The 22,429-nt window shown below is 54.8% G+C and carries 17 protein-coding genes and 1 tRNA gene; 13 read left to right on the top strand and 5 right to left on the bottom strand.

Going from position 1 to position 22,429, the window contains the following annotated elements:
• Positions 1-9: 9 nt before the first annotated feature.
• On the bottom strand, positions 10-525 hold the full coding sequence (locus R3C20_23975) for a YkgJ family cysteine cluster protein (protein ID MEZ6043567.1): 516 nt from the start codon (positions 523-525) through the stop codon (positions 10-12).
• Positions 526-903: 378 nt separating this feature from the next.
• On the opposite strand from R3C20_23975, the gene R3C20_23970 reads away from it, so the two are divergent.
• The 8 genes from R3C20_23970 (at position 904) to R3C20_23935 (ending at position 12,336) form a co-directional block, all read left to right on the top strand.
• Positions 904-2,343, top strand: a complete 1,440-nt coding sequence (locus tag R3C20_23970) for a deoxyribodipyrimidine photolyase (protein ID MEZ6043566.1) — start codon at positions 904-906, stop codon at positions 2,341-2,343.
• 222 nt (positions 2,344-2,565) lie between these two features.
• On the top strand, positions 2,566-4,170 hold the full coding sequence (locus R3C20_23965) for an amidophosphoribosyltransferase (protein ID MEZ6043565.1): 1,605 nt from the start codon (positions 2,566-2,568) through the stop codon (positions 4,168-4,170).
• A 69-nt stretch (positions 4,171-4,239) separates the two neighbouring features.
• Positions 4,240-5,982: a single-stranded-DNA-specific exonuclease RecJ gene (gene recJ / locus R3C20_23960; protein MEZ6043564.1), complete on the top strand. Its 1,743-nt coding sequence runs from the start codon at positions 4,240-4,242 to the stop codon at positions 5,980-5,982.
• 103 nt (positions 5,983-6,085) lie between these two features.
• The gene (locus tag R3C20_23955) at positions 6,086-7,078 is read left to right on the top strand and encodes an acyl-CoA desaturase (GenBank protein ID MEZ6043563.1); all 993 of its coding nucleotides are present in this window, start codon (positions 6,086-6,088) and stop codon (positions 7,076-7,078) included.
• Positions 7,079-7,381: 303 nt separating this feature from the next.
• Complete coding sequence (gene rimO / locus R3C20_23950) at positions 7,382-8,797, top strand: 30S ribosomal protein S12 methylthiotransferase RimO (GenBank protein MEZ6043562.1); 1,416 nt, start codon at positions 7,382-7,384, stop codon at positions 8,795-8,797.
• A gap of 118 nt (positions 8,798-8,915) precedes the next feature.
• A complete protein-coding gene (gene pgsA, locus R3C20_23945) occupies positions 8,916-9,593 on the top strand; it encodes a CDP-diacylglycerol--glycerol-3-phosphate 3-phosphatidyltransferase (protein ID MEZ6043561.1) in 678 nt (225 codons plus the stop codon).
• A gap of 245 nt (positions 9,594-9,838) precedes the next feature.
• Positions 9,839-10,744: a Spy/CpxP family protein refolding chaperone gene (locus R3C20_23940; GenBank protein ID MEZ6043560.1), complete on the top strand. Its 906-nt coding sequence runs from the start codon at positions 9,839-9,841 to the stop codon at positions 10,742-10,744.
• 311 nt (positions 10,745-11,055) lie between these two features.
• Complete coding sequence (locus R3C20_23935) at positions 11,056-12,336, top strand: O-acetylhomoserine aminocarboxypropyltransferase/cysteine synthase family protein (protein MEZ6043559.1); 1,281 nt, start codon at positions 11,056-11,058, stop codon at positions 12,334-12,336.
• Positions 12,337-12,512: 176 nt separating this feature from the next.
• Here R3C20_23935 and R3C20_23930 read toward each other — a convergent pair whose 3' ends face one another.
• On the bottom strand, positions 12,513-13,613 hold the full coding sequence (locus R3C20_23930) for a CobW family GTP-binding protein (GenBank protein MEZ6043558.1): 1,101 nt from the start codon (positions 13,611-13,613) through the stop codon (positions 12,513-12,515).
• A gap of 446 nt (positions 13,614-14,059) precedes the next feature.
• On the opposite strand from R3C20_23930, the gene R3C20_23925 reads away from it, so the two are divergent.
• Both R3C20_23925 and R3C20_23920 read left to right on the top strand, forming a co-directional pair.
• On the top strand, positions 14,060-16,207 hold the full coding sequence (locus tag R3C20_23925) for a hypothetical protein (protein MEZ6043557.1): 2,148 nt from the start codon (positions 14,060-14,062) through the stop codon (positions 16,205-16,207).
• A gap of 99 nt (positions 16,208-16,306) precedes the next feature.
• Positions 16,307-16,380, top strand: a tRNA-Asp gene (locus tag R3C20_23920).
• Between the two features lie 330 nt (positions 16,381-16,710).
• On the opposite strand, the gene R3C20_23915 is transcribed toward R3C20_23920, so the two are convergent.
• The gene (locus R3C20_23915; GenBank protein MEZ6043556.1) at positions 16,711-16,857 is read right to left on the bottom strand and encodes a hypothetical protein; all 147 of its coding nucleotides are present in this window, start codon (positions 16,855-16,857) and stop codon (positions 16,711-16,713) included.
• 298 nt (positions 16,858-17,155) lie between these two features.
• On the opposite strand from R3C20_23915, the gene R3C20_23910 reads away from it, so the two are divergent.
• From R3C20_23910 to R3C20_23900, 3 genes are all read left to right on the top strand, one after another.
• Positions 17,156-18,928 carry a hypothetical protein gene (locus tag R3C20_23910; protein ID MEZ6043555.1) on the top strand — a complete coding sequence of 591 codons (1,773 nt, stop codon included), beginning with the start codon at positions 17,156-17,158 and terminating at the stop codon, positions 18,926-18,928.
• A 27-nt stretch (positions 18,929-18,955) separates the two neighbouring features.
• Complete coding sequence (locus R3C20_23905) at positions 18,956-19,867, top strand: SMC-Scp complex subunit ScpB (GenBank protein MEZ6043554.1); 912 nt, start codon at positions 18,956-18,958, stop codon at positions 19,865-19,867.
• Between the two features lie 365 nt (positions 19,868-20,232).
• Positions 20,233-20,598: a DUF2200 domain-containing protein gene (locus R3C20_23900; GenBank protein ID MEZ6043553.1), complete on the top strand. Its 366-nt coding sequence runs from the start codon at positions 20,233-20,235 to the stop codon at positions 20,596-20,598.
• Positions 20,599-20,998: 400 nt separating this feature from the next.
• On the opposite strand, the gene R3C20_23895 is transcribed toward R3C20_23900, so the two are convergent.
• On the bottom strand, positions 20,999-21,574 hold the full coding sequence (locus tag R3C20_23895) for a 2OG-Fe(II) oxygenase (GenBank protein MEZ6043552.1): 576 nt from the start codon (positions 21,572-21,574) through the stop codon (positions 20,999-21,001).
• Positions 21,571-22,428 (bottom strand): sulfurtransferase, encoded by an 858-nt coding sequence (locus R3C20_23890; protein MEZ6043551.1) that lies wholly within the window; start codon positions 22,426-22,428, stop codon positions 21,571-21,573. The genes R3C20_23895 and R3C20_23890 overlap by 4 nt, the downstream gene beginning before the upstream one ends.
• Position 22,429: the final 1 nt, after the last annotated feature.

The raw sequence follows: 22,429 nt of genomic DNA, 5'->3' as shown, positions 1-22,429 counted from the left end.
TTGAAGCGGTCACATGTCGATCTTTGCAGCGCGTTCCTGAATCTGTTCCAGGCTGAAGAAGGCCCCGGTACCGGCGCCCGGGCAGGTTTCGCAGACTTCATTCCACGACTCGCGGCTTGCCAGGTGTGAATTCCAGAAGGGCCAGGTTCGACATTGAACAGGTCGAGCCATGTAGACTTTGCAGTTGCGTTTCTGGGGGTCAAAAAACGTGCAGTCCCCGTTAGCAAATTCGGTCAGCGACATTCTGCCACGCACAAGACGCGTGTGAAACAGTCGAATTTCGCCAATCGGCTTGTCGAGAAATTCGGCAATATCCCTGAGTTCTTCGTCGGTCACCCAGACGACTCCGGGAGCCCCCGTACAGCAGTCTCCGCATTGACTGCAGGTGAAATTGAGCCCATCGGCAAACCAGGGACCATCGCCAGCAGGAGTTTCATTGGCGGAATTGGCGTTTTCGACCGTTTCGGCGGTTGCGGGGGGAAGTTGTTCGCGGTCTGGTGACTTGCCGGAGGCTTCGTTGGTCATGAAAGAATGCAGTCGAACGGATGAAGGCGTAATGGATTGGAAGTTCACTGTCGTCCGGGATGCCCCACCATGGTGAGGCGATCGCCGCGGGAATCGGTCCTGTCGCCAGATCCGCCTTCCCCTGATATCAGACAAACGAACGCCGGGGCAAGAGGACGGCAACTGGCGGTACCATAACGTTACCGAACGCTGTTGAAAGCAGCAAACACCCCATTGCGTCCGAAATCATCATGGTCCGAAATCATCTTGGTCCGAAATCAATATTGTGTCCGAAATCATCCTGCCTGAAAGGCTTTCTCGAACGTGCACCCAACACCCGCGTCACGTCTACCGGTTTCGAGCAGCGTTCCGTTCGAGCGCATTCATCCACTAAATCAGATGTCGCCCAACCCCGAGGGTGGCTTCGTGCTTTACTGGATGACATCCAATCGTCGGCTCAACGATAATTTTGCCCTGGACCGGGCGCTGGACTGGTGCCGCGAGCTGAACAAGCCCCTGCTGATTCTGGAAGCAGTGACCTGTGACTATCGCTGGGCCAGCGTTCGGATGCACCAGTTCATTCTCGAAGGAATGCGAGATAACGCGATTCAGGCAGCGGCGGCTGGAATCACATTTTTTCCATATGTAGAGCCATCATCGGGCCACGGCAGTGGATTGATGATGGAACTGTCAAAACACGCATGTGTGATCATCGGAGACGACTTTCCCTGCTTCTTCATTCCAAAAATGCAGAAGGCCGTTGCCAAACGGGTTGCCTTGTTGATGGAAATTGTTGATTCGAACGGGTTGCTACCGATGCGAATCGCCGACCAGGTGTTCCCAACGGCCTATGCCTTTCGACGGTACCTGCAGAAAACGCTGTCTCCACACCTAGCGGCGGCCCCTGTAGTCGCCCCCCTGAAGAAGCTGACCATTCCGGTGCTGAGCGAACTGCCGCGGGAGATTCAGGACCGCTGGCCAGCCACAGACCTCGAGTCGCTGCGGCGTCCGCAGGATCTGCTGGCGGCGCTTCCGATAGATCAATCGGTGGGCACGGGAATTCAGGAAGGTGGGCCGGTGGCCGCTGGGTGTCGATTAAAACACTTTGTCGAACGGCAGTTGAAGGATTACGGCGAGCATCGCAATCATCCGGACATGGATGCCGCCAGTGGATTGTCGGCGTGGCTGCACTTCGGGCATTTGTCGGCCCACCGGATCTTTGCAGCGGTCGCATCTGTGGAAGGCTGGACCCCGGCGAATCTCGGTGACGTCAAATCCACCAGAGGATCCCGGGCAGGCTGGTGGGGAATGTCAGAAAGCGCGGAATCGTTCATGGACGAACTGATTACCTGGCGAGAGCTGGGATACAACATGTGCTGGCAGACCGAAAACTATGATCAATACGAGTCACTTCCCGAGTGGGCTCGCAATAGTCTGGCGGAACATGCCTCCGATCCCCGCCAGTATCTCTATTCGCTGGATGACCTGCGTCAGGCAAGAACCCATGACGCCGTCTGGAATGCCGCACAAAACCAGCTGCTGACTGAAGGTCGAATGCAGAATTACCTTCGCATGCTTTGGGGGAAAAAAATTCTGGAGTGGACGGAATCTCCGCCGCAGGCCGCAGAATTTATGATTGAACTGAACAATCGGTACGCGGTCGATGGACGTAACCCCAATTCCTATTCCGGGATATTCTGGGTCCTGGGCCGCTACGATCGGGCATGGGGCCCGGAACGCCCGATTTACGGCAAAATCCGGTACATGACGTCCGACAGCACGGTCCGGAAACTAAAGATGGCCGGATACATGGAAAAATACTCACCCACTGATTCGTGAGTTGGGGAATGTGGAAGCCATCGCACCGGGTCATTTTTAATCGAGCCGATCCGACACTATCATCAGTCTTCCAATCGACGCCTTTCTTTCGCGCCGGCCAGAGTAACTCCTGAACAATTGACGAATGATCATTTGCCTGCCGGGCAGATGGTGGTCGGTTGCAGGGCATTCGCCGTCGCTGAAACGACCGAATACGAAATCTAACCGACTGATTATTTCGGCATGGAAGAACTTTACCACGAATGCGGCATTGCTGCCGTTTATCATCTGAAGTCCGATGCGGTGAGTCCGCTGGTGCCGGGTGGAAGGATCAATCGCGCGTCGCGACTGATCCCCGGTATGCTTCTGGATATGCAAAACAGGGGGCAGCTGGCCGCCGGTTTTACCACCTACAGCCCCGGTCGGCCTCAGTTAATCGACACGCACAAGGATGTTGGTGGAGTGTCCGAAGTATTTCGGATGAACCGCAGCGAACTCTACAACGAACTGATGGACGAGTACGCAGGGCATGCGGCGATCGGCCACGTTCGATATGCGACGTGTGGCAAGGACGATCGCAGTTACGCACAGCCGTTTGAACGGCATCACATCGCACGGAGCAAATGGTTCAGCTTTGCATTCAATGGCCAGCTGGCCAACTACCTGGAATTGAAGGAAGAGATTCTTGATTCGACAGACTTTCATCTGGCACGCGAAACCGATACGGAAGTCCTGAATCATCTGATTTCGCATGAACTGTCGCTGGATGCAGAAATTCAGCCGATCGAGTTGCTGAAGAAAATTTCCGCCCGTGTTGACGGTTCCTGGAACATCGTCTACCTGAACGCGCGCGGACAGATGTTCGTTTCTCGTGATCCGCTGGGAATTCGCCCACTTTGTTACGCGATCGAAGGTTCGTTGTTTGCCGCGGCCAGCGAAAGCGTCGCACTGACACACCTCGGATTCGCTGATGAAAACGTCAAGAATGTGCCTCCCGGCTATGCAGTGATTGTCGACGAGAATGGCATTCGGCTGGAACAATTTGCCGAAAGCCCTCGTCGCGCGCACTGTTTCTTCGAGTGGATCTATTTTGCGAATGCGGGATCAACTTTCGACAACGCGGGCGTGTATCTGTCGCGAAAGCGTCTGGGTGAAGAACTGGCAAATAACGAATCGCTGGACATTCAGGACGATGTGATTGTTGTACCCGTTCCGGATACAGCGAAAGCCGCTGCGGACGCGATGGCATTCGAGCTGAAGGTACCATCCCTGGAAGGTTTAATCCGCAACCGCTACATCGGCCGAACTTTCATCGAAGGAAACAACCGCGCTGACAAAGTGCGAATGAAGTACACGCCACTTCCGGAAGTTCTGGAAGGCAAACGCGTGCTGCTGGTAGATGATTCGATTGTCCGGGCCACGACACTGAAAGAGCTGGTAGAGCTGCTGCGGGTCCGCGGCAGGGCGAAGGAAATTCACGTCCGAATCGCGTGTCCTCCGATTATCGCTCCGTGTTTTTATGGCATCGACATGTCCACCATCGGAGAGCTCCATGCTCCGAAGTTCATGGCGGGCACCGTGATTACCCGGGAAGAAGAACAGGCGATTGCCGACGATATCGGAGCGGATTCTCTGCACTACCTGCCCGTCGACGCGCTGGCACGCTGCGTCGGACTACCTGCCGAATCGTTATGTCAGGCCTGCGTGAATACGCAGTACCCGACGGAGGCTGGGCGAACCATGTATCAGAAGGCTCTTGGAGACAATCAGGCCATCAAAGATGCCAGCAAGGATGTGTGCGTTACGAGTGCCTGTGAAGTGCGTCGTACCTGGGAAAGCGGTCAGTAATCCTCCGGTGTTCAGCAATGCATCGGTCGAGGTCTTCATTCAGTAGTTGTGAGCAGACGCAGGGATCCCATGGCACGGAAGTGGTATTTCCATCCCCATGACGAAGCTGGCATCAGGCGGCTGAGCAGTCATCTGAAAATCTCCCCGCTGCTTGCACAGGTACTGATTGCGCGTGGGTTTCAGGATCCCGATCCGGCAAAGCTGTTCCTCAATACGCGTCTGACCGATTTGCACGAGCCCGGACTGCTTCCGGGCGTCAACGAAGCAGCCGATCGAATTGTTGCAGCGATCAAGGCTGGCCGCCGCATCACGATTTATGGCGACTACGATGTCGATGGTGTCACTTCTACCAGTCTGCTTTGGCACTGCCTGAAACTCAGCGGGGCCAGCGTGGACTACTACATTCCGAGCCGACTGGATGAAGGCTACGGTCTGAATACCGCTGCTATCGAACAGCTGCACGAAGAAGATCCTGAACGATTACTGATATCGGTTGACTGCGGCATTGCCAGCGTGGCAGAAGCCGCTCGAGCACGACAACTGGGGCTCGAACTGATCATTACGGATCATCATCATATTGGCGAGACGCTGCCGGATGCCGCCGCGCTGGTGCATCCACGTCTGCCCGGAACTGAGTATCCCTTTGGCGATTTATGCGGCGTGGGTGTTGCATTTAAACTGGCATGGGCTGTCTGCCAGCGATTCGGGGATGGAACAAGAGCCAGCCCACGGATGCGGGAATTTCTGGTCTCTGCCGTTGGACTGACCGCTATCGGCACCGTTGCGGACGTCGTCCCATTGGTAGGCGAAAACCGAGTCATCGTTCGCTACGGCCTGAACAGCCTGAAAGAAAAAGCGTCGCCCGGCCTGCGTGCACTTATGCAGGTCTGCGGATTGATGGAGAAGCCTGTCCTGACGGCAGAAGATATTGGCTTCGGAATTGGTCCGCGTATCAATGCCGCCGGGCGTCTGGGGCAGGCTCGCCTGGCCGTCGAATTGCTCACGACCGACAGCACCGAACGCTGTCTGATGCTGGCGAAGTATCTGGATGAACTGAACAAGAATCGAAAGACAGTCGAGCGGCGAATTCTGAAACAGGCCAAAGAGCAGGTGGAAGCAAATCCCGAATGGCAGGCGCACAAGACGCTTGTCCTCGCACATCACGACTGGCATCCCGGTGTCATCGGAATCGTTGCCAGCCGCGTGTCAGAAGAATTCGAAAAGCCAAGTGTGCTGATTTCGTTGCGAGATGACGGGACCGGGCAGGGTTCTGCGAGATCGTACGCTGGCTTCGATCTGTATTCGGGCCTGGCCGCGTGTCAGGAATACCTGACCGGCTTTGGTGGGCACAAGGCCGCTGCCGGCGTGAAACTCAGCGCCAGTGAGGTCGATTCCTTCCGCACGGCCTTCGCCAACTACGCTGAACTCAATTTTCACCCAACCGAGAAAGATACAGAACTTCGCATCGATGCTGAGGTCTTGTTGTCGGAAGTCAATTTGCGAGCGGTGCAGGAACTAGCCCGGCTTGGACCTTTTGGTGAGAAGAATCCCCTGCCGCGTTTTGTTGCCAACAAGGTGGAACTGGCGGAACCGCCTCGCACGATCGGCGAAGGAGACCGGCATTTATCAATTAAAGTTCGACAGCATCGCACGCAAATGCGGGCGGTTGCTTTCGGCAGGGGGGAATGGGCCGAGGAGCTGAAAGCGGCGAAAGGGCCGCTCAGCCTGAGTTTCGCACCAGTCATCAATTCGTTTCGAGGATTTGATCGCGTCGAACTGCACCTGATCGACTGGAAGGACGCTTCGTCCTGATTTGCTTTGAATACCTTTGAAACCTGCTGAATCCAGGTTACCCTTGCCCGGCCGCTGCGGATCGTGAATCAGGCCCCTGTCTTCACTCTGCACGAGAACCACCATGCCGCGCGCGTCTCGAATCCTTGCCGCTGATCCTGCGACCAACGCAATCGATGGTCGCGTCGTCTGGTCTCCCGTGAAGTCCCTCTGGCTGGGTTCCATGATGGTCCTGGCTTTGGTCGCGGGGCCACTGACCTTTCGATGGGATGCGGCGATAATGAGTGGACTGCTGACTGCGGCGACGCTTTGTTTCGGCCATTCTGTCGGATTGCATCGTCTGCTGATTCATCGCAGTTTTGAATGCCCGAAGTGGCTGGAATATTGCATGGTTTATGTCGGTGTGCTTGTGGGTCTTGGCGGTCCCCGGCGGATGCTTTACATGCACGACATTCGCGACTGGGCGCAACGGCAATCTGACTGTCATCCGTTTTTTATTCATCAAAGCAAAATGATAAAGGATGCAGTGTGGAATCTGCATTGCGAGTGCCAGTTAACGCACGCACCCGTGTTTTGTCCGGAAGAAAACGTCGCCAACGACCTTTTTTACAAACTGCTCGATCGCTACTGGATCGCGGCCCAGTTGCCCGTGGCCGCGTTGCTGTATCTGATTGGTGGTTGGTCGTGGGTTGTCTGGGGAATCTGCGTTAGAGTCACGATTTCCAGCGTTGGGCACTGGCTGGTTGGCTACATCGCCCACAATACAGGTTCACAGGACTGGATTGTGGAAGGTGCGGCGGTGCAGGGATTTAATTTGAGTGGTCTGGGAATCCTGACGATGGGTGAAGCCTGGCACAACAACCATCATGCGTTCCCCGATTCCGCTCGACTGGGCATCAAGCGTGGTCAGAACGATCCGGGATGGTGGCTTCTGTGTGGCCTCCACGCGTTGCGACTGGTGCGCAACCTGACGCTGCCGGACGATCTCCCGGAACGTCCGGAGTTGAGGGCCGTAACCGGTATGAGTCCTCGCCCCGAAACGGTGAAAATCGAACGAAACAGCAAATCTTTGGGCGGCAAGCTTGCCCGCGTTCCTGTCGGCGGAATTCGGGATTGAGAGCCAATGAACGGCAGCGGCATCGCGCTGAGTACGGGGAAGCGTGCATCGAGCGCAGAACGGTATTTTCCGTCCGGTGGTGAGAATTGACGGTCGACTGCGGTGCTTGTGGCGAAAAAGCGGGTTCTGTTCTGGCGGATGGGATCTGGACAGGTAAACTGTCCGGCGGCTTATCTGAGAAGGCAATTTGCCTTTGCATTCTTTCCGATCGACCGTAGACCGATCGACCGTAGAGCAGGGCCGGACTTTCGTTGGTTTCGGCGACGCTTTCCATTCCTGAAACACTTTTGGCCCTTTCTGCCCATGTCATTACTTCCCATCGTCGATCCCAACGCCCCCAGCCCCGCAACGCGATCGGAATCGCCACGAGATCCGCGGATGAGCAAGGGCACCTACGCTTTCGTGAGTCTGGGCTGTCCCAAGAATCTGGTCGACAGCGAAAAGATGCTGGGGAGCTTGTCGCTGGATGGATATTCGCTGGTTTCGGAACCAGAAGGTTCGGACTTTGTCATCGTAAACACCTGCGGCTTTATTGAGAGTTCCCGCGCAGAGTCGCGGTCGGTCATTCAGGAAATGCTGGACCTGAAAAAACAGGGAGGCACCAAAGGTGTGATTGTCGCGGGATGCCTTCCACAGCGTCTGGAAGGCGAAAGCAGCCTTCTGAAAGAGATGCCGGAAATCGATCACGTTGTCGGAGTGTTTGGGCGGGATGAGATCACGAAAGTGGCGGACCGACTTGTAGGCGGACTGAATGAACAGCGTGAGTTATTTCGCCCCGCCCCGATTACTGCAATGGACGATCGGGCTCGCCTTCGAATCACGCCTGACCATTTTGCCTACCTGAAGATTTCTGAAGGCTGTGATCGCACATGCACGTTTTGCTCAATCCCCGGTATGCGTGGCAAGCATGTGACGAAGCCAATCGAGATGATTCTTGAGGAAGCCCGGGAACTGGTTGCGGATGGTGTCCGAGAGCTGATTCTGGTCGCACAAGACACGACTTATTACGGTATGGATCTTTACGGAGAAGTTCGGCTGGCGGAGTTGCTGCGTCAACTGGAGAAAGTCGATGGACTCGACTGGATCCGGCTGATGTATTTGTATCCGATCAACTTTCATGACGAATTGATCGATGTTATTCGTGATTCACAGGTGATCCTTCCCTATCTGGATATGCCTTTGCAGCACATTAGTTCGCCGGTGCTGAAGCGAATGCAGCGGCGCGTGAATGGTGATCAAACCCGCGAGCTGGTTTCGAAGTTGCGAGACCGAATTCCAAACCTGGTGCTGCGAACAACGTTCATTGCGGGCTTTCCAGGCGAAACAGACGAACAGTTTGAAGAGTTGCGTCAATTCGTGATCGACACTCGTTTCGAGAGGATGGGGGTCTTTACATACTCCCTGGAGCCCGGAACACCGGCTGAGCGACTGGATGGACATCTGCCCGAGGATGTCAAGGTGGCTCGCTGCGACGAACTCATGCAAATCCAGCAGCAAATTGCATTCGAGCATGCAGACTCGCTGGTCGGATACGAACTGGATGTACTGATCGACGAGCAGCTGGAAGAAGGCGTTTGGGCCGGAAGAAGCTTCGCCGATGCTCCCGAAATCGATTCGAATGTGATCGTGACAGGTGGTGAACTTTCTCCCGGGGACATGATTCCGGTAGAGATTATCGAACGCCAGGACTACGATCTGGTGGGTATCGTATCCGAGTAGAGGTATCTGAAGCCTGAGCCCCGATTGCGAACGACCACTCAATTGAATGGAAGCTTCGCATCGGTGCGATTGGGCTCAGTTTGGCGTTTGAATGCAGCATCCCCGAAAAGTTGTGCGTATGTCAGATTCTTCCGATTCCACTCCAACGGTTCAGGTCGAATCCTCAACGACGTCCATCCCGTTCGATGGCCAGCAGGCAACCGGGGGCATAGGTCGTGAATCGCTGAATCTGCCAAACCTCGTGACCACCATTCGGTTAGGGCTGGCATTTGTCCTTTTCAGCCTGATTGCTTCGCAGGGCTACTGGATGACGTCGGCACTGCTGTTCGTTTTCGCTGCATCCACAGACGCAGTCGATGGCTATTTAGCGCGTAAATTCAAACAGGTAACGGTTCTTGGCCGGATTCTGGACCCCTTCGTTGACAAGGTCATCGTGTGCGGATCGTTCATCTTTCTCCTGGAGAAGAAGGGCAATCCGGAGTCGGGCGTCACGGCGTGGATGGTGATCGCTATCATCGGCCGTGAGATGTTTGTCAGCAGTCTGCGTGGCATTCTGGAGAAGGAAGGGAAGGACTTTTCTGCCAACTGGAGCGGTAAGGCAAAGATGGTTTTGCAATGCGTTGCTGTGACCGCCAGCCTTCTGTCTTTGTCACCCGATCTGCCGGATCCGCTGGCACGGCATATCGTTGCGATCCGAGATGCACTCTTGTGGCTGGCGGTAGGCGTGACGATCTGGAGTGGACTGATTTACGTGGCCAGGGCCGCGTCCTTGTTGAACCGAAACAGCGCCAGATAGTGCAAAGGCTTCGTAGCCTCTCAGGACGTTGCGACAAATTCCCCCGGACCGGTCCGTCATACGCAGACTGATTTTTTTATCGTTTTCCAGGTCTGGGCACTCAACATTCACTATCTGTTTGTGCAGAATCGCACTTTTAAGCGACCCTAAGAGGTCGGTGACGTGTTTAACCCGGTCGTGGTCCCCTACGGCACTTCCGGGCCGAAGTCAGGTGGACTTTCACTGCACAGGTCAGGAGTCATCGTATGAGCATCAAGCGAGTATTGTTTACGGGGTGTTTGTTGTGTTTGGCGGCAACGTTTGTTGCGTCCACCGTTTCTGCCCAACCGCCTCAGGGAGGTCGTCCGGGGGGATTTGGTGGCGGAAGACCGCCAGGTGGCGGATTCGGCGGCGGATTTGGTGGTGGTTTTGGCGGTATGTTCTTGATTGACAACGCCACCCTTCTGCGGTCGCCTCAGGTGCGGGACGAACTGAAAATCGAAGAAGCTGACGGTGCCACTCTTGACGCTGCTCTGGAGGCGTATCGCGAGAAACGCCGGGAAGCGATGCCGGATTTTCGGAGCATGCGTGAGAAATCGCAGGAAGAACGCGATGCGCTGATGAAAGACAACCAGAAGAAGATGGAAGTGCTCAGCAAAGAGGCTGACGAAACTCTCTCTCTGCTGCTGCAGCCGGAACAAATGGAACGTCTCAAACAGATTGCGCTGCAGAGTCGACTTCGCACGCAGTTAATTGCAACGCTGAAGAGTGACGACCTTCGAAAACAATTGAGTGTTTCTGATGAGCAAATCTCAAAACTCGATGCGATCGAAGAATCGATGAACGCGAAACGCCGCGAGATGATGGCCAGTATGCAGGGTGGCTTTCAGCGCGGTGGTGACCGCGAAGCGATGCGCGAAAACTTTGAAAAGATGCGGGCTGAGGGCGACAAGCTCCAGAAAGAAGCAACAGATTCAGCAATGGCCGTGCTGAGTGCCGATCAGGTCAAGACTCTTGACGGACTGAAAGGCGCAGCTTTTGAGCTGGATATGCGCCAGCTGATGGGGGGACGTGGCGGTCAGGGAGGCCCTCCCGGTGGAGGTCAGGATGGAGAACGCGGAGGCCGTCGGAATCGCGGTGACCGACCAGCTGCTGAAGGTGATAATAACTAAACATCCGTTTTGGATGTGAGACTCTGAGAATCTGTGCCAGCGGCGTGAATGTCTTCATTCACGCCGCTGTTTCACTTTCATCCCGCCCCGGTTCGACCCGTAGTTTCGAACGCAAAGGCTCAACGTGACTAATGCCTGCGGGCAGAGTCTCAACGATTGACGGCGACAGCCCCGGCAGCAATTGTTGTAACCTGGCAGCAATCCTGCTGTAATCGGAGACGTTCAGACAAGTGCCGTTCAGATAACATGAAGACCCGGGCTCTGTCCGATCAGAATTGAACCAGCGAACCCTGTTAAAGAAGCTCACCACTATGAAGTTTGAAACCGCCTGTTTACATGCAGGACACACTCCTGATCCCACAACAAATTCCCGCGCCGTACCGGTCTATCGCACCAGCTCTTATGTGTTCAACAATACAGAGCACGCGGCTAATCTGTTCGCGTTGAAGGAACTGGGGAATATTTATACGCGACTCATGAATCCAACGCAGGATGTTCTTGAGCAGCGGGTGGCTCAACTGGAAGGCGGCGTTGGCGCTTTGGCCCTGGCATCCGGCACCAGCGCTATCTTTTACAGTCTGATCAACATCATGCAGGCCGGTGATGAATTTGTATCGGCAAATAACCTGTATGGCGGTTCCTTCACGCAGTTCAACGATATCCTGCCGCAATTTGGCATCAAAGCTCGCTTCGTTGATCCATCGAACCCGGACAATTTCCGCGCGGCGATTAATGAAAAAACCAAGGCTGTGTTTTGCGAATCCGTCAGCAATCCTGGCCTGGAGGTAAGCGACCTGGAGGCCATCGCCCGAATTGCCCATGAACATGGACTTCCTCTGATTGTCGATTCCACATTCAGCACACCAGCGTTGCAGCGACCAATCGAATATGGGGCGGATATTGTCGTTCATTCGCTGACGAAGTGGATGAGCGGCCATGGTACAGGCATTGGAGGCATCGTTGTCGACAGCGGCTGCTTTAACTGGAAGTCAGACAAGTTTCCGTTGATGAATGAACCAGACAGCAGCTACCACGGCATCCGCTGGGCTCATGATCTGGGTGATTTGTCACCCCTTGCATACATCCTTCGAATGCGGGTCATTCCATTGAGAAATCTGGGGGCATGTATCAGCCCGGACAACGCGTGGATGTTTCTTCAGGGGATTGAAACGCTTCCACTTCGCATGGAACGGCATTGTCAGAATTCCCTCGCGGTCGCTCAGTATCTGCAGGACCATTCATCGGTCGAATGGGTCCGGTACCCGGGACTTCCAGGCGACAGCAATCATGAAAAGGCAAAAACCTACCTTGGCGGGCATGGCGGCTCGATGGTTGTCTTCGGCATCAGGGGCGGTGCGGCAGCGGGTAGCAGATTCATCGAATCCCTGAATCTGTTTTCACATTTGGCGAACGTTGGGGATGCGAAGAGCCTTGCGATCCACCCTGCGACGACAACACATTCGCAAATGACCGAGGATCAGCAAAAGTCAGGTGGTATTCCGCCGGAAATGATTCGACTGAGCATTGGCCTGGAACACATTGATGATATCAAGGCCGACCTTGACCATGCCCTCAGGGCAGCCACTGCGTAAGCATTTCCAATCCGTTCCGCTGCGAAAACTGTGTCAGCCAGTGTGGCAGGCGCAGTCTGCCCTCGCAATTCGCTGTGCACCTGCGGTTTCGGATGCTGCGTTGGTGGCTTCCAGCGCATCATTCATGTGGGGGTGCCACTGGTGGGACAATCGCACAGGGATCCGCGACTGCATTGTTACTTCACAATGCAGTTTCGCAGATCCTGGTCAAGTTTCTGGAAGTCAATCGCATCTGATTCGCAAATGACTTCAATGCGGCTGTCCCGACGATAGGCCGATCGGGTCATCGAAAAATCGTTCGCTCGGCGCTGAATCGCCCACCAGTCATCGTCGAGATGCAAAATCGCCTTCAATCGCAGCAGCGGCTGCAAGCCTTCCAGCACTTCGCAGATTGCCTCCCGCAGGAAGATTTCCCCCGGGTGAAAGATCCATCCTGCGCCATTCTGCCCGAGTCCACTGTTTTGGAAATGGAGCGGGGTACCGAGCCCGGGCTTCGCTTCGGTGATTTTGCGTGAAGCGAAATCATTGGAATCGTCAATGGATTCAGGTTCCCGGCGGTGGGAGTGTTGTTTGATTTGAGGAGAAATTGGTGACCGATTGTGGGCGTTCTGGAAATAAGGATCTCGAATGACCGTCCCGTCGACATCCAGCCAGGCAGGGTCCAGTTTCCCCATTGATGTTTCAGAAATGACGAGTTTTGGCGGATCCTGAGCCGCGATGAAGTCGCGGCAGCGGCGGATCTGGTCCGGGGCGCACTTATCGGTGAAGTTGATCACGGCGATATCTGCCATTTGGATTTGATCACGGAAGACTTCGGAATTTGTAATCCTCGGGTTTTCGTAATCGCGGGGATCAATCAGGCAAATGGTCGAACGCAGGTCAACCAGTGTCGCCATGCGACCGGAACGCAGTAAGTCAATGACTGAGGCCGGATGTCCCGATCCGGTTGGCTCGATAATCAGCCGGTGGGGCTGAGAACGACGGATCAAACGGATGAGCGTTTGAGGCAGCGAATCGCTGAGTGTACAGCAAAAACAGCCGCCAGCCATCTCGTCGATTGTCAGACCCTCGTCGGCGTCCGAGGAGGATTCGCCCGGATCCATTGAATTCCAGTTGCGATCGTTCAGCAGAATGTGATCCAGTGAAACCATGCCATATTCGTTCACCAGGACCGCCCAGCGTTCGTTTGCAGGTCGCGATTCCAGCAGTGAAATAATCGCGCTGGTCTTACCAGCTCCCAGGAAACCAGTAATAAGATGAGTCTGGACAGGGGACATGGAAGGCCAAGAGCAGGGATTTTCCGGAGTCAAGCAATCGTTCGATCATGTGGATGATTTCCGTAAGTTAACGGCTGGGCAACGATAGCTGTATTCAACGAATGCGTAAAACAGGGGCAACACAAAAGCTTTGCGGATGTTTCGTGCCAAATGGCTCACAGGTTCACGGCCCCACTGGCAGATTGCCGAATCTCGAATGGTGGAATTGAAGAGTTGGCCCGGGGGCAGAATGGATTTCGTAAAAATCCAGTTGCATGAGTGGTATTGTTGGAGTTACGCATACCGCCACCGATTGCAATCTGCCTCCAGACGGGATAGCCTTTTCGCTTCAATCCCCGGTTGCATTTCCAGCGCGAACTGAACGGCGTTCATGGCCGGTTCTGCGCGGCCCCGGTGGACAGCTCGTGGCCCACGCTCATGAGAGAATTTGTTAGAGAAAAAACTCGATGACCAAGTCGGACGAAGAGAAAAACAGCCCAATCGGCGAAAAACCGTCTTCCCTGGCCAGCCAGTACAACTGGCTGCAGCAGCAGGACAGTGTTGCAGATGTTGGCGGCGAACTGTTGTTTGACGAGTACGACGACGTCGTCGCCTCGAACGCCAATGCTCAGGGATCCTCCGCAGTCTCATCCCGGCAGGACGACGATGTCCGGGATGACGAGCCTGCATCCTCGCTGGAATTCGAGGAAGATATCGAAGACCTGATTGTTTTCTCCGAGGACGACGACGAGGATTTCGACGAAGACGAAGACGATGAGGAAGTCGCCGACGAAGACTTCGAATTCGATGACGACGAGGACGAAGAAGAGGATGAGGACGACGAAGAAGATGAAGATGAGGACGAGCTAGACGAAGAAGAAGAGGACGACGACGACATCGATTTGGTAGATGATGATGATGATGATGATGAGGAGGAGGACGAAGAAGACGACGATGAGGACGAGCTGGACGAAGAAGAAGAGGACGACGATGTAGACGTGGACGATGAGGATCTGGAAGACGAAGAAGAACCAGACGATGACGACATCGTCTTCGATGATGACGACGCGGAACCTTCGAAGGTCGCAGCGGAACGTCGTCCATCGCCTCCACGACATAAGGCAGAAGCAGAGCGAAACGCGCCAAACCGTGGATCTCGAAGCGAGGGACCCGCTCGTTCCGACCGCAGCGAACCGAAGCCGGGCGAACATTCGGCCAAAGCCGACAAAGGTGATGATGCTTACTGGAACGAGCTCGACCGCTGGGTATGGGACGATTCCGAGAAACCCTCTTCCGCTGTCAAAGTCGACGATGAGGAAGACGAAGACGAGTCCGTCGAAAGAGTTGAGGTTTCAGCCGATGACACCGAAGAGACCGACGGAAAGAAACGCCGAGGTCGTCGACGCGGCGGTCGCGGGCGCGGGCGTCGTCGACGAGGGGAACGCAGTCGAGACGAAGGGGCGTCGTCTGATGACGCAGATGACGATCTCGGAGACATTATTTTCGAAGAAGATCAGGAAGATTTTGTCAGCGTTTCAGCCAGCAGTGAACGAGCACAACGTCGTCCCATCACTCCGGTTGTTCAGGATGACGACGAAGAAGACGAAGAAACAGTTGTTGAAGCAGAAGACAAACCTGAACGATCAGGCCGCCGGGGCCGCAGAGGAAGACGTGGTCGAGGCCGCGGTCGCGGAGATCGTGATAGCGAAAGTGTCGAAAAACCCGCCGACAAAGTCGGAGCTTCGAACCGCGGTCCTGCAGTCGACGACTTTGATGACGACGATGACGACTTGATTTTCGGAGAGATTGAAGAGGACGACGATACTGAGGTCGAAGAAAAAGCTCCACCTCGTGGACGCCGCGGGGCTCGCGGTCGAGGACGCGGCCGAGGCGATCGTGAATCTCGTGAAGATACTCGACCGGCGCGTGGTCGATCGGCCGAGGACGATGACGACGACTTCGAGGATGATCGAGACGAAGAGTCTGATGAGCGTCCACGCCCACGACGAAGATCAGGCCGGGGAAATTCGGGAGTGCAGCATGTGGCTCCGGAATTTGCCGACGTCCCGTCCTGGGAGGAAGCTATTGGGTGCCTTTCAATCAAGCATCCGTCAGCAGATGATTACAATCGAAGGTCCAGCCGAGGACGAGGCCCGGGAGACCGCTCTTCCGGGGGAAGCCGCTCCGGCCGCGGGCCCGATCGACATTCCAGAGATGATCGTCCGCCTCGCGGTGAACGGCCTTCTCGAGAAGCTCGACCGCCGAGGGGTAACAGACCCGGACGCGATGATCGCCCGACAGGAGATGATCGACAGGAACGCGTCGAACGACCGCCACGAAGCCCAAGACCCCCACGAGACGACCGCCCGGCACGAGATGATCGAGCTTCCAGGGAGCGTTCCGGACGTGGAGAACGATCGGAGCGGAGTGAACGGCCGGCTCGAGATGAACGACCAGTCCGGGACGAACGACCAGCTCGAGACGAACGGCCTGAACGCAAGCCCCGCGAAGAGCGTTCCCCTCGGGGCGATCGACCACCCCGAAATCGGGAGAATGGCGGCGGAAACGAAAGAGGCGGAGATCGCGATCGAGAAGGTCGCGGCTCGCGGCGGTAATCCGGACAATTACCCAAAGATCTGTCCGGGAACTGCCGAAATTCAGCCGTGTCGGAACTTGAAACTCATGAGAGGTTCAGATAGTCTCCGCGAAAGCGAGGGGTCGTAGCTCAGTTGGTTAGAGCGCCAGCCTGTCACGTTGGAGGCCGCGGGTTCAAGTCCCGTCGACCTCGCTTACAGAGCGACCAGCATCAAACGGTGCTGGTCGCTTTTTTCGTTTACCGGTTTGGAAAACCGGTTGATTCCACATTCGCCATTCCCGTGCCGGACATGTCTCGCCGGCGCATTCTTGTGTGAGTGAAGGCCCTTTCGGTATGATCATTCACCGAATCCGACTGGCTGGTCCGTGGATTTCTGTTTCAGGCGACTCGCCAACTGAAACGAAATGTCAGCTTCCCGTTCGCTTCAGTGACATTCAGCCAACAATCGCCCGTCTGATTCGTCGGTTTCACGCACCAACCGGCGTAGAGCCCAGCGAATCCCTGCAAATCTCAGTGAATTGTTCAGGAATAGGCGTGCGGGCCACGCTCAACGAAAGGCCGCTGCCCCTGCTTTCGGATATGTCGGACACTACTGAATTCCTCTTCGAGGTTGGCGACCAGATTCAGTCCTTCAACACTCTGTGTCTTGAAGTACAACGCATTACTCATACGGGCTCCTGCGAATTGACATCAGTCGCCCTCAACATTTGCCGAAACACTTGATATCCGTTAGCGTTACAGACGATCACGGCGGGGGCAAAGTTGATCGTCGTCCGGCTCCCGGTTGCGAGATTTCAGAGAGACCCGGTTGGCGCCCCAAGCGTGTATTTACCTGTCTTGCCACAATCGCATACAATCTGCGCCAACTTCCCTGTATCGCAGGCGACTGGAGTGCTTGTCAGCAGGGCTCGTCCATCACTCACATCCAGTCTGATTCCCTTTCGAACTGGTGGTTTTAATGAACAGTATGAAGAAGTTGTCTTTTGTCGCTGCCCTTGTCGTGACGAGCATCACAGTTCTGTCACCAGAGCGTAGTTTCTCACAGGAACCACACCACCCAAGGGTAACAGTGCTGCACCCGGGATTTGATTCCCTCAAGGCTGATCTCAAATCGATCATCGATTTAACAAACGAGACCGAGCAGGAACAATGGGTGAATCTCAACGACTACATCGATATGTTCCAGATCGGAATCGATGGAGGCCGTCCCGTACGAGTTGATGTGCTGACTGGCATGACCCCGACGGGTTACCTGATATGGATTCCGCTTGCCCCCCCGGAAGGTAAGTCTTCGCTGGGCGATGAATTCCGCGACAACCTGGATGCGCTGGGCTATTCGACGGTTCGCGATCCGCAGGAAAGAACTCTTTACAGCGTTCAGGTGGTTGAAGGACCCGAAACCGATGGAGGCTGGATGCGCGTCATTCCGGATCTCAAGTATGCGGTTCTGACCCTGACCACCAGTACCAGCAACCTTCCTATCCTTCGTCAGTTGATGATGAAGGCAGGTGACCCTTTGAAAGATGTGGAAAATCTGCTGGGCGACAACGGCGCAATGGCAGCCGAACTGGTCAACTCAGCACAAACATCTGAAGACATGGAAAAACGAGTCACTGCTTTTGCAGAGCTCCGTCGGGTAACAATGGACACAATCCAGAAGCGTCCGGCTGAATCAACAACAGAATTTGAGCTCAGACAGGCTCTGATGCAGCATCAGCTGAATGAGCTGCAGCGACTGATGGTACAGGCCTCGGAAATTCGGGCGACACTCAATGTGGATCGAAGCGATCACAAGGCCGCGTTGGGACTAACTGCGAAAGCCATCCCCGGCACCGATCTGGCAGAAACCATCGCAGAATTTGATACGCAGCCGGATGCATTCGATGGAATCGCCCCCCTGAAAGACAGTGCGTTGTCTGTCCGAGTGAACCATCCACTGGACAAGATGCGTCAGGGCCATGCCAACGAAACACTGGACCTGATCAAGAAGGACCTGGACAGTCGTATTGAAGCGGACAAAGACCTCAATGACGCACAGCGCACAGCAACTCGTCAATTGCTGGACGGGCTGATGAATCTTACGAAAGACGGAATCGCCACCGGATACATCAATGCCATGGTTGAGTCATCGCCTGTGGGAGACGGTAAGTTCAACACGGTGGCCTGTCTTTCAGCGCCAAATGCAACTCGCCTGAATGAGCTTTTGCCGCTGCTTAAGGATGCGGGCAACGGCAATACAGTTGAAACCAATGTTGAGACGGTGGGCAAGGTCGTGATTCACAGGGTGCAGCTCGCCGAAGGTTACATCGGAATTGTCGACCGCTTTTTTGGCGCAAATCAAGCTCTGCTGGTTGGTGTTGCAGACAACCATGTCTGGCTTGCCTCAGGTCCGGATGCCTCGGCAACCCTAAAGTCCGTCATTGAGTCTCTTGGGGAACCAGCCAGGAATGGCGTTGTGGCTCACATCGAACTTCGTGGACTGCCCTGGGTTCAGCACTTCCAGGAAGTCGCAAAGACCGGAACTGATGAAGGAAAGACCCCGGAAGAAAAAGAAGCTCGCCGTGCCATGGAGCGAACACGCCTGCGTGCCATTGATGCGATGAAAGGCAATGACGACATGGTCGTGTTCGACGTCAAAGTCGCAGATAGTGTCGTAAACATCGATCTGACGATGGAGACAGGCATTCTGCGGTTTGCCGGGAAAATGGCCGCGGCATTCTCGAAAGAAAACTTCGAATAAGCAGTCGTTCATTGCTCGGAGAATCAGATGTCCGACAGCGAAGATCCGGAGGTTGTTGCCACTCCTGATGAAGTGACGCCGCAACTCACTGATGACACGGGCGCCGAATGGTCCGTGGTCGACAGGCCTCAGCCTTCCACCGAACCGGGCTTACAGGAATCAGATCCCGGGGTCGACGCTGATGACCCCGGAGACATTGAACTTGCATACCGGCAGGCCCTGCAGGCTCTGGACGAAGCCGAGCGTCAGGTTGGTTCTGCGCTGAATGACTTCGCTGAAGATCAAAACCATACATCGGATGATGATGCCAACACCAGCGGCCTTTCGGTGGGTCAGCAGTTGGCAGAAGAACTCGCATCCCGCAATGAGGGCGATGTTGATTCCGATGACAAGTTACTGGTCGAAGGTCTTCGCCGCGTCACACCAGGGCAGGTGATTGAGGCGGCACTGTTTGTCGGTGGTGACGTGGCCCTCACCGCCCGGAAACTGGCGTCATTGATTGGTCAGGATGTTGATGCCCGAGTGGCTGTTTCGCTGGTGGATTCACTCAACCAGACCTACTTACGTCAGAATCGACCATACGAAATCCGATTGCACGAAGGCGGATTTCGCCTGGAGCTGAGGGAGCAGTTTCATGACGTCAGTCTGCGAGCCTTTGGCATAGGCCCGCGGGAAGTCAAACTTTCGCCTGAAGTTCTGGAAGTGCTGGCCTACGTTGCTTACAACCAGCCTTTAACCAAGGAAGAAATGACTCAGATTGACCGCCCGAACTGTATGTCACTTCTTCGTCAATTGCTTCGGCTTCAACTGGTTGAATTGCAGCGTACCGGGGACAAGCGAACCGATGTCAGCTACGTCACCACGGAACGGTTTCTGCAGTTGTTCGGCCTGCGGACGATCAAAGACCTTCCGACAGCGGATATCTTCAGTTTCAAGTAGTTCTCCCTGGTCTTTTTTCTGCTGAAGATTTCAGCCGCTACCGTGAATCTCCCATCAATCACGGCGATGGACTGTTCAGGTCCCATAGGAAACTCACCGTTTTCCAAACATCCACCGTTTCGAGTTCAAAACGTCGAACGGAAGGGGACGCGTTGTGCCAACCTTCAGTCGACATTCATGCCCGAATTCGTCGAGGGCGCGATTCGACATCCACTGATGAATGATCGCTGCAGTGGATAACAATTCTATGAGATCAACCCCGTATCGCGGTTCAAATGCCGATCGTTGAACGCGACACTTATGTCGGGACGATGTAAAGTGTGGTTCAGTTACGGGACAGTCTCCAGTCTGAGCGAGGCACAATGATGGACAGCAGAAAAAGTCATGATGAACGAATTGCCGGGATGACATTTTCATCGGTATATCCGCATTACATTGCGAAAGTTGAAAAGAAAGGGCGAAGCAAGGATGAGCTTCACCAGGTGATTCGATGGCTCACCGGTTTCACCGAAAAGAAGCTCCAGAAGCAAATCGAAAACAAAGTCACGTTTGAACAATTCTTTGGGGCAGCGAAACTGAACCCCAACGCACACTTGATCACAGGCGTCATCTGCGGTTACCGCGTTGAAGAAATCGAGAATGAATTAACGCAGAAAGTCAGATACATGGACAAACTGGTGGACGAGTTGGCGAAAGGAAGACCGATGGAGAAGATTCTGCGATCGGAATGATCGGAAAATGCTGCCAGCAAACAATATGCTGTTCACTGCGTGAAACAGAAGACCTGCCTTTCCAGGCAGAGCTGTGCAATGATCGCAGACATCGAGGACGATTCGCGCTGTGGTCGATGCGGACGATTTGCAACTGGCAAATTGTCGGAAAAATTGGCGGAGGCTCCGAGAATTCGACGCGGAACTTCCTGACGCATTCCACGTTCTCACGCCTGGCTGGCAGAGAAGTGATATTATCAAAACTCCCTCTACGAAGAATTCCGAAATACGGACACCACCCATCGAGTGCCGGCGCGTCGACGTTCTTGCCCGCAAAGGTGCGACGGAGGGTTGAAAGGACAGCGGTACCACCCAACGGCCTGCAGGTCAATCGCAAGCAACCGTTGCGATTTCTGCCGCGTCACTTGTCTGCCGTTTTCTCTTGCGAGCGGTACATTAAGTCCGTTCGGCAGACATACTTGACGCCGGATTCGACGACGCTCCCTTCGTGGATGATCGGATGCTGAAATAGTAATGCCATGCCGGTGACCGGGCGGATAACAATCTCAGGCTCCGTAACAAATGTCGTGGCACCTCCTTTGAAACTGCTGTTGAGATAGACAAGGCAGGTGTAACAGCTGAATTCGAAATCGTTACGGTAAAATGCCCCGTCGGAATGCGGGGCGAAACGCATACCTTTTTGATATCGATAGCACCGAAATCGTTCATTTGCACCGACCAGTTTCATTCCGTGGCAGGTTTTGGGAGCGTCGGAACTCAGTCGTTCCATCAACAATGCCGCGAGACTGTCATCATCAAAGATGACTCGGTCGTTGTTACGAATTCGAGGTTTAACCTGAGTTCCCGAGAGCGTATTGACTGTCGCCGTCGTCGGCCCCATCGACTCGATGCGTTCTATCAAGAGGTTGCATTCAACCTCCGATAGCACCCCTGGCACCTTGATGATGTAGGGTTGCGACTCATCGACCTCTATCATGGCAGTGTCGTTTCGACCGGACGATTGGGGTCTGAAATCCAGTGGCTCCATGAGCCAATATAAACGCGGGGCAATTCTGAAAAGCCAGCCAGAGCAAGTGCAATCAGATTGTTGTGAACACTCACACCCGAACCGCAGTAAAACACAGAATCCTCTGGCAGCGTTTCGGCGAGTAGTTGATCGAAGCGAGCCTTCAGAGTTTCAGGAGGCAGGAAACAGCCATCTGAGTCCAGGTTCCTGGCGAACCAGGCGGACACAGCACCGGGGATGTGTCCGGCGACAGGGTCCAGTGGATTCGGATGCCCTTCGTAACGTGATTCATCACGCGAGTCGAAGACTTTCCATCGTCCCTGAGCGATATTTGCCGCCACATCATCAACGCTCACCTGCATTTCTGGTCGAAGCACGGGGACAAATGGGCGGTGTCGCCGCGTTTCTTCACCTGATTTTACGGGTCGGTTTTCGCGTTTCCACTTACGCCAGTCGCCATCCAGTACGGAGACACTGTCATGCCCCATCCATTTCAACATCCACCACAGACGCCCTGCATAAACGCTTGATGCGTCGTCATACGCTACGACTGTTGTTTCGGAATCGATTCCCCAGGAACTCAACAACTGCTGAAAGATTTCAACGGCAGGCAGGGGATGGCGTCCTGTTTCTCCTTCGATGATCGGCCCCGACAGATCATCGTCCAGGTGAGCATAGACAGCCCCGGGAATATGTTCCGCCAGGTAGGCTTCTCTGCCATAGTCCGGAACCCCAAGCTTGAAACGGCAATCGACGATTGCCAAATTGGAGTTGCCGGACTGCGCAGCAAGTTCCTCGGTCGAAATAATGACTGGGTGATTCATG

The organism is Planctomycetaceae bacterium (assembly GCA_041398825.1).
Classification (GTDB): Bacteria; Planctomycetota; Planctomycetia; order Planctomycetales; family Planctomycetaceae; genus F1-80-MAGs062.
This window is presented reverse-complemented; position numbering and strand designations above follow the sequence as displayed.

Coding starts and splice junctions, on each gene's coding strand:
- R3C20_23895 (MEZ6043552.1), bottom strand. CDS start 21,574: ATGATAGAGGTCGATGAGTCGCAACCCTACATCATCAAGGTGCCAGGG.
- R3C20_23900 (MEZ6043553.1), top strand. CDS start 20,233: ATGGACAGCAGAAAAAGTCATGATGAACGAATTGCCGGGATGACATTT.
- R3C20_23935 (MEZ6043559.1), top strand. CDS start 11,056: ATGAAGTTTGAAACCGCCTGTTTACATGCAGGACACACTCCTGATCCC.
- R3C20_23890 (MEZ6043551.1), bottom strand. CDS start 22,428: ATGAATCACCCAGTCATTATTTCGACCGAGGAACTTGCTGCGCAGTCC.
- R3C20_23930 (MEZ6043558.1), bottom strand. CDS start 13,613: ATGTCCCCTGTCCAGACTCATCTTATTACTGGTTTCCTGGGAGCTGGT.
- R3C20_23970 (MEZ6043566.1), top strand. CDS start 904: ATGTCGCCCAACCCCGAGGGTGGCTTCGTGCTTTACTGGATGACATCC.
- R3C20_23925 (MEZ6043557.1), top strand. CDS start 14,060: ATGACCAAGTCGGACGAAGAGAAAAACAGCCCAATCGGCGAAAAACCG.
- pgsA (MEZ6043561.1), top strand. CDS start 8,916: ATGTCAGATTCTTCCGATTCCACTCCAACGGTTCAGGTCGAATCCTCA.
- R3C20_23955 (MEZ6043563.1), top strand. CDS start 6,086: ATGCCGCGCGCGTCTCGAATCCTTGCCGCTGATCCTGCGACCAACGCA.
- R3C20_23975 (MEZ6043567.1), bottom strand. CDS start 525: ATGACCAACGAAGCCTCCGGCAAGTCACCAGACCGCGAACAACTTCCC.
- R3C20_23965 (MEZ6043565.1), top strand. CDS start 2,566: ATGGAAGAACTTTACCACGAATGCGGCATTGCTGCCGTTTATCATCTG.
- R3C20_23910 (MEZ6043555.1), top strand. CDS start 17,156: ATGAAGAAGTTGTCTTTTGTCGCTGCCCTTGTCGTGACGAGCATCACA.
- recJ (MEZ6043564.1), top strand. CDS start 4,240: ATGGCACGGAAGTGGTATTTCCATCCCCATGACGAAGCTGGCATCAGG.
- R3C20_23940 (MEZ6043560.1), top strand. CDS start 9,839: ATGAGCATCAAGCGAGTATTGTTTACGGGGTGTTTGTTGTGTTTGGCG.
- R3C20_23915 (MEZ6043556.1), bottom strand. CDS start 16,857: ATGAGTAATGCGTTGTACTTCAAGACACAGAGTGTTGAAGGACTGAAT.
- R3C20_23905 (MEZ6043554.1), top strand. CDS start 18,956: ATGTCCGACAGCGAAGATCCGGAGGTTGTTGCCACTCCTGATGAAGTG.
- rimO (MEZ6043562.1), top strand. CDS start 7,382: ATGTCATTACTTCCCATCGTCGATCCCAACGCCCCCAGCCCCGCAACG.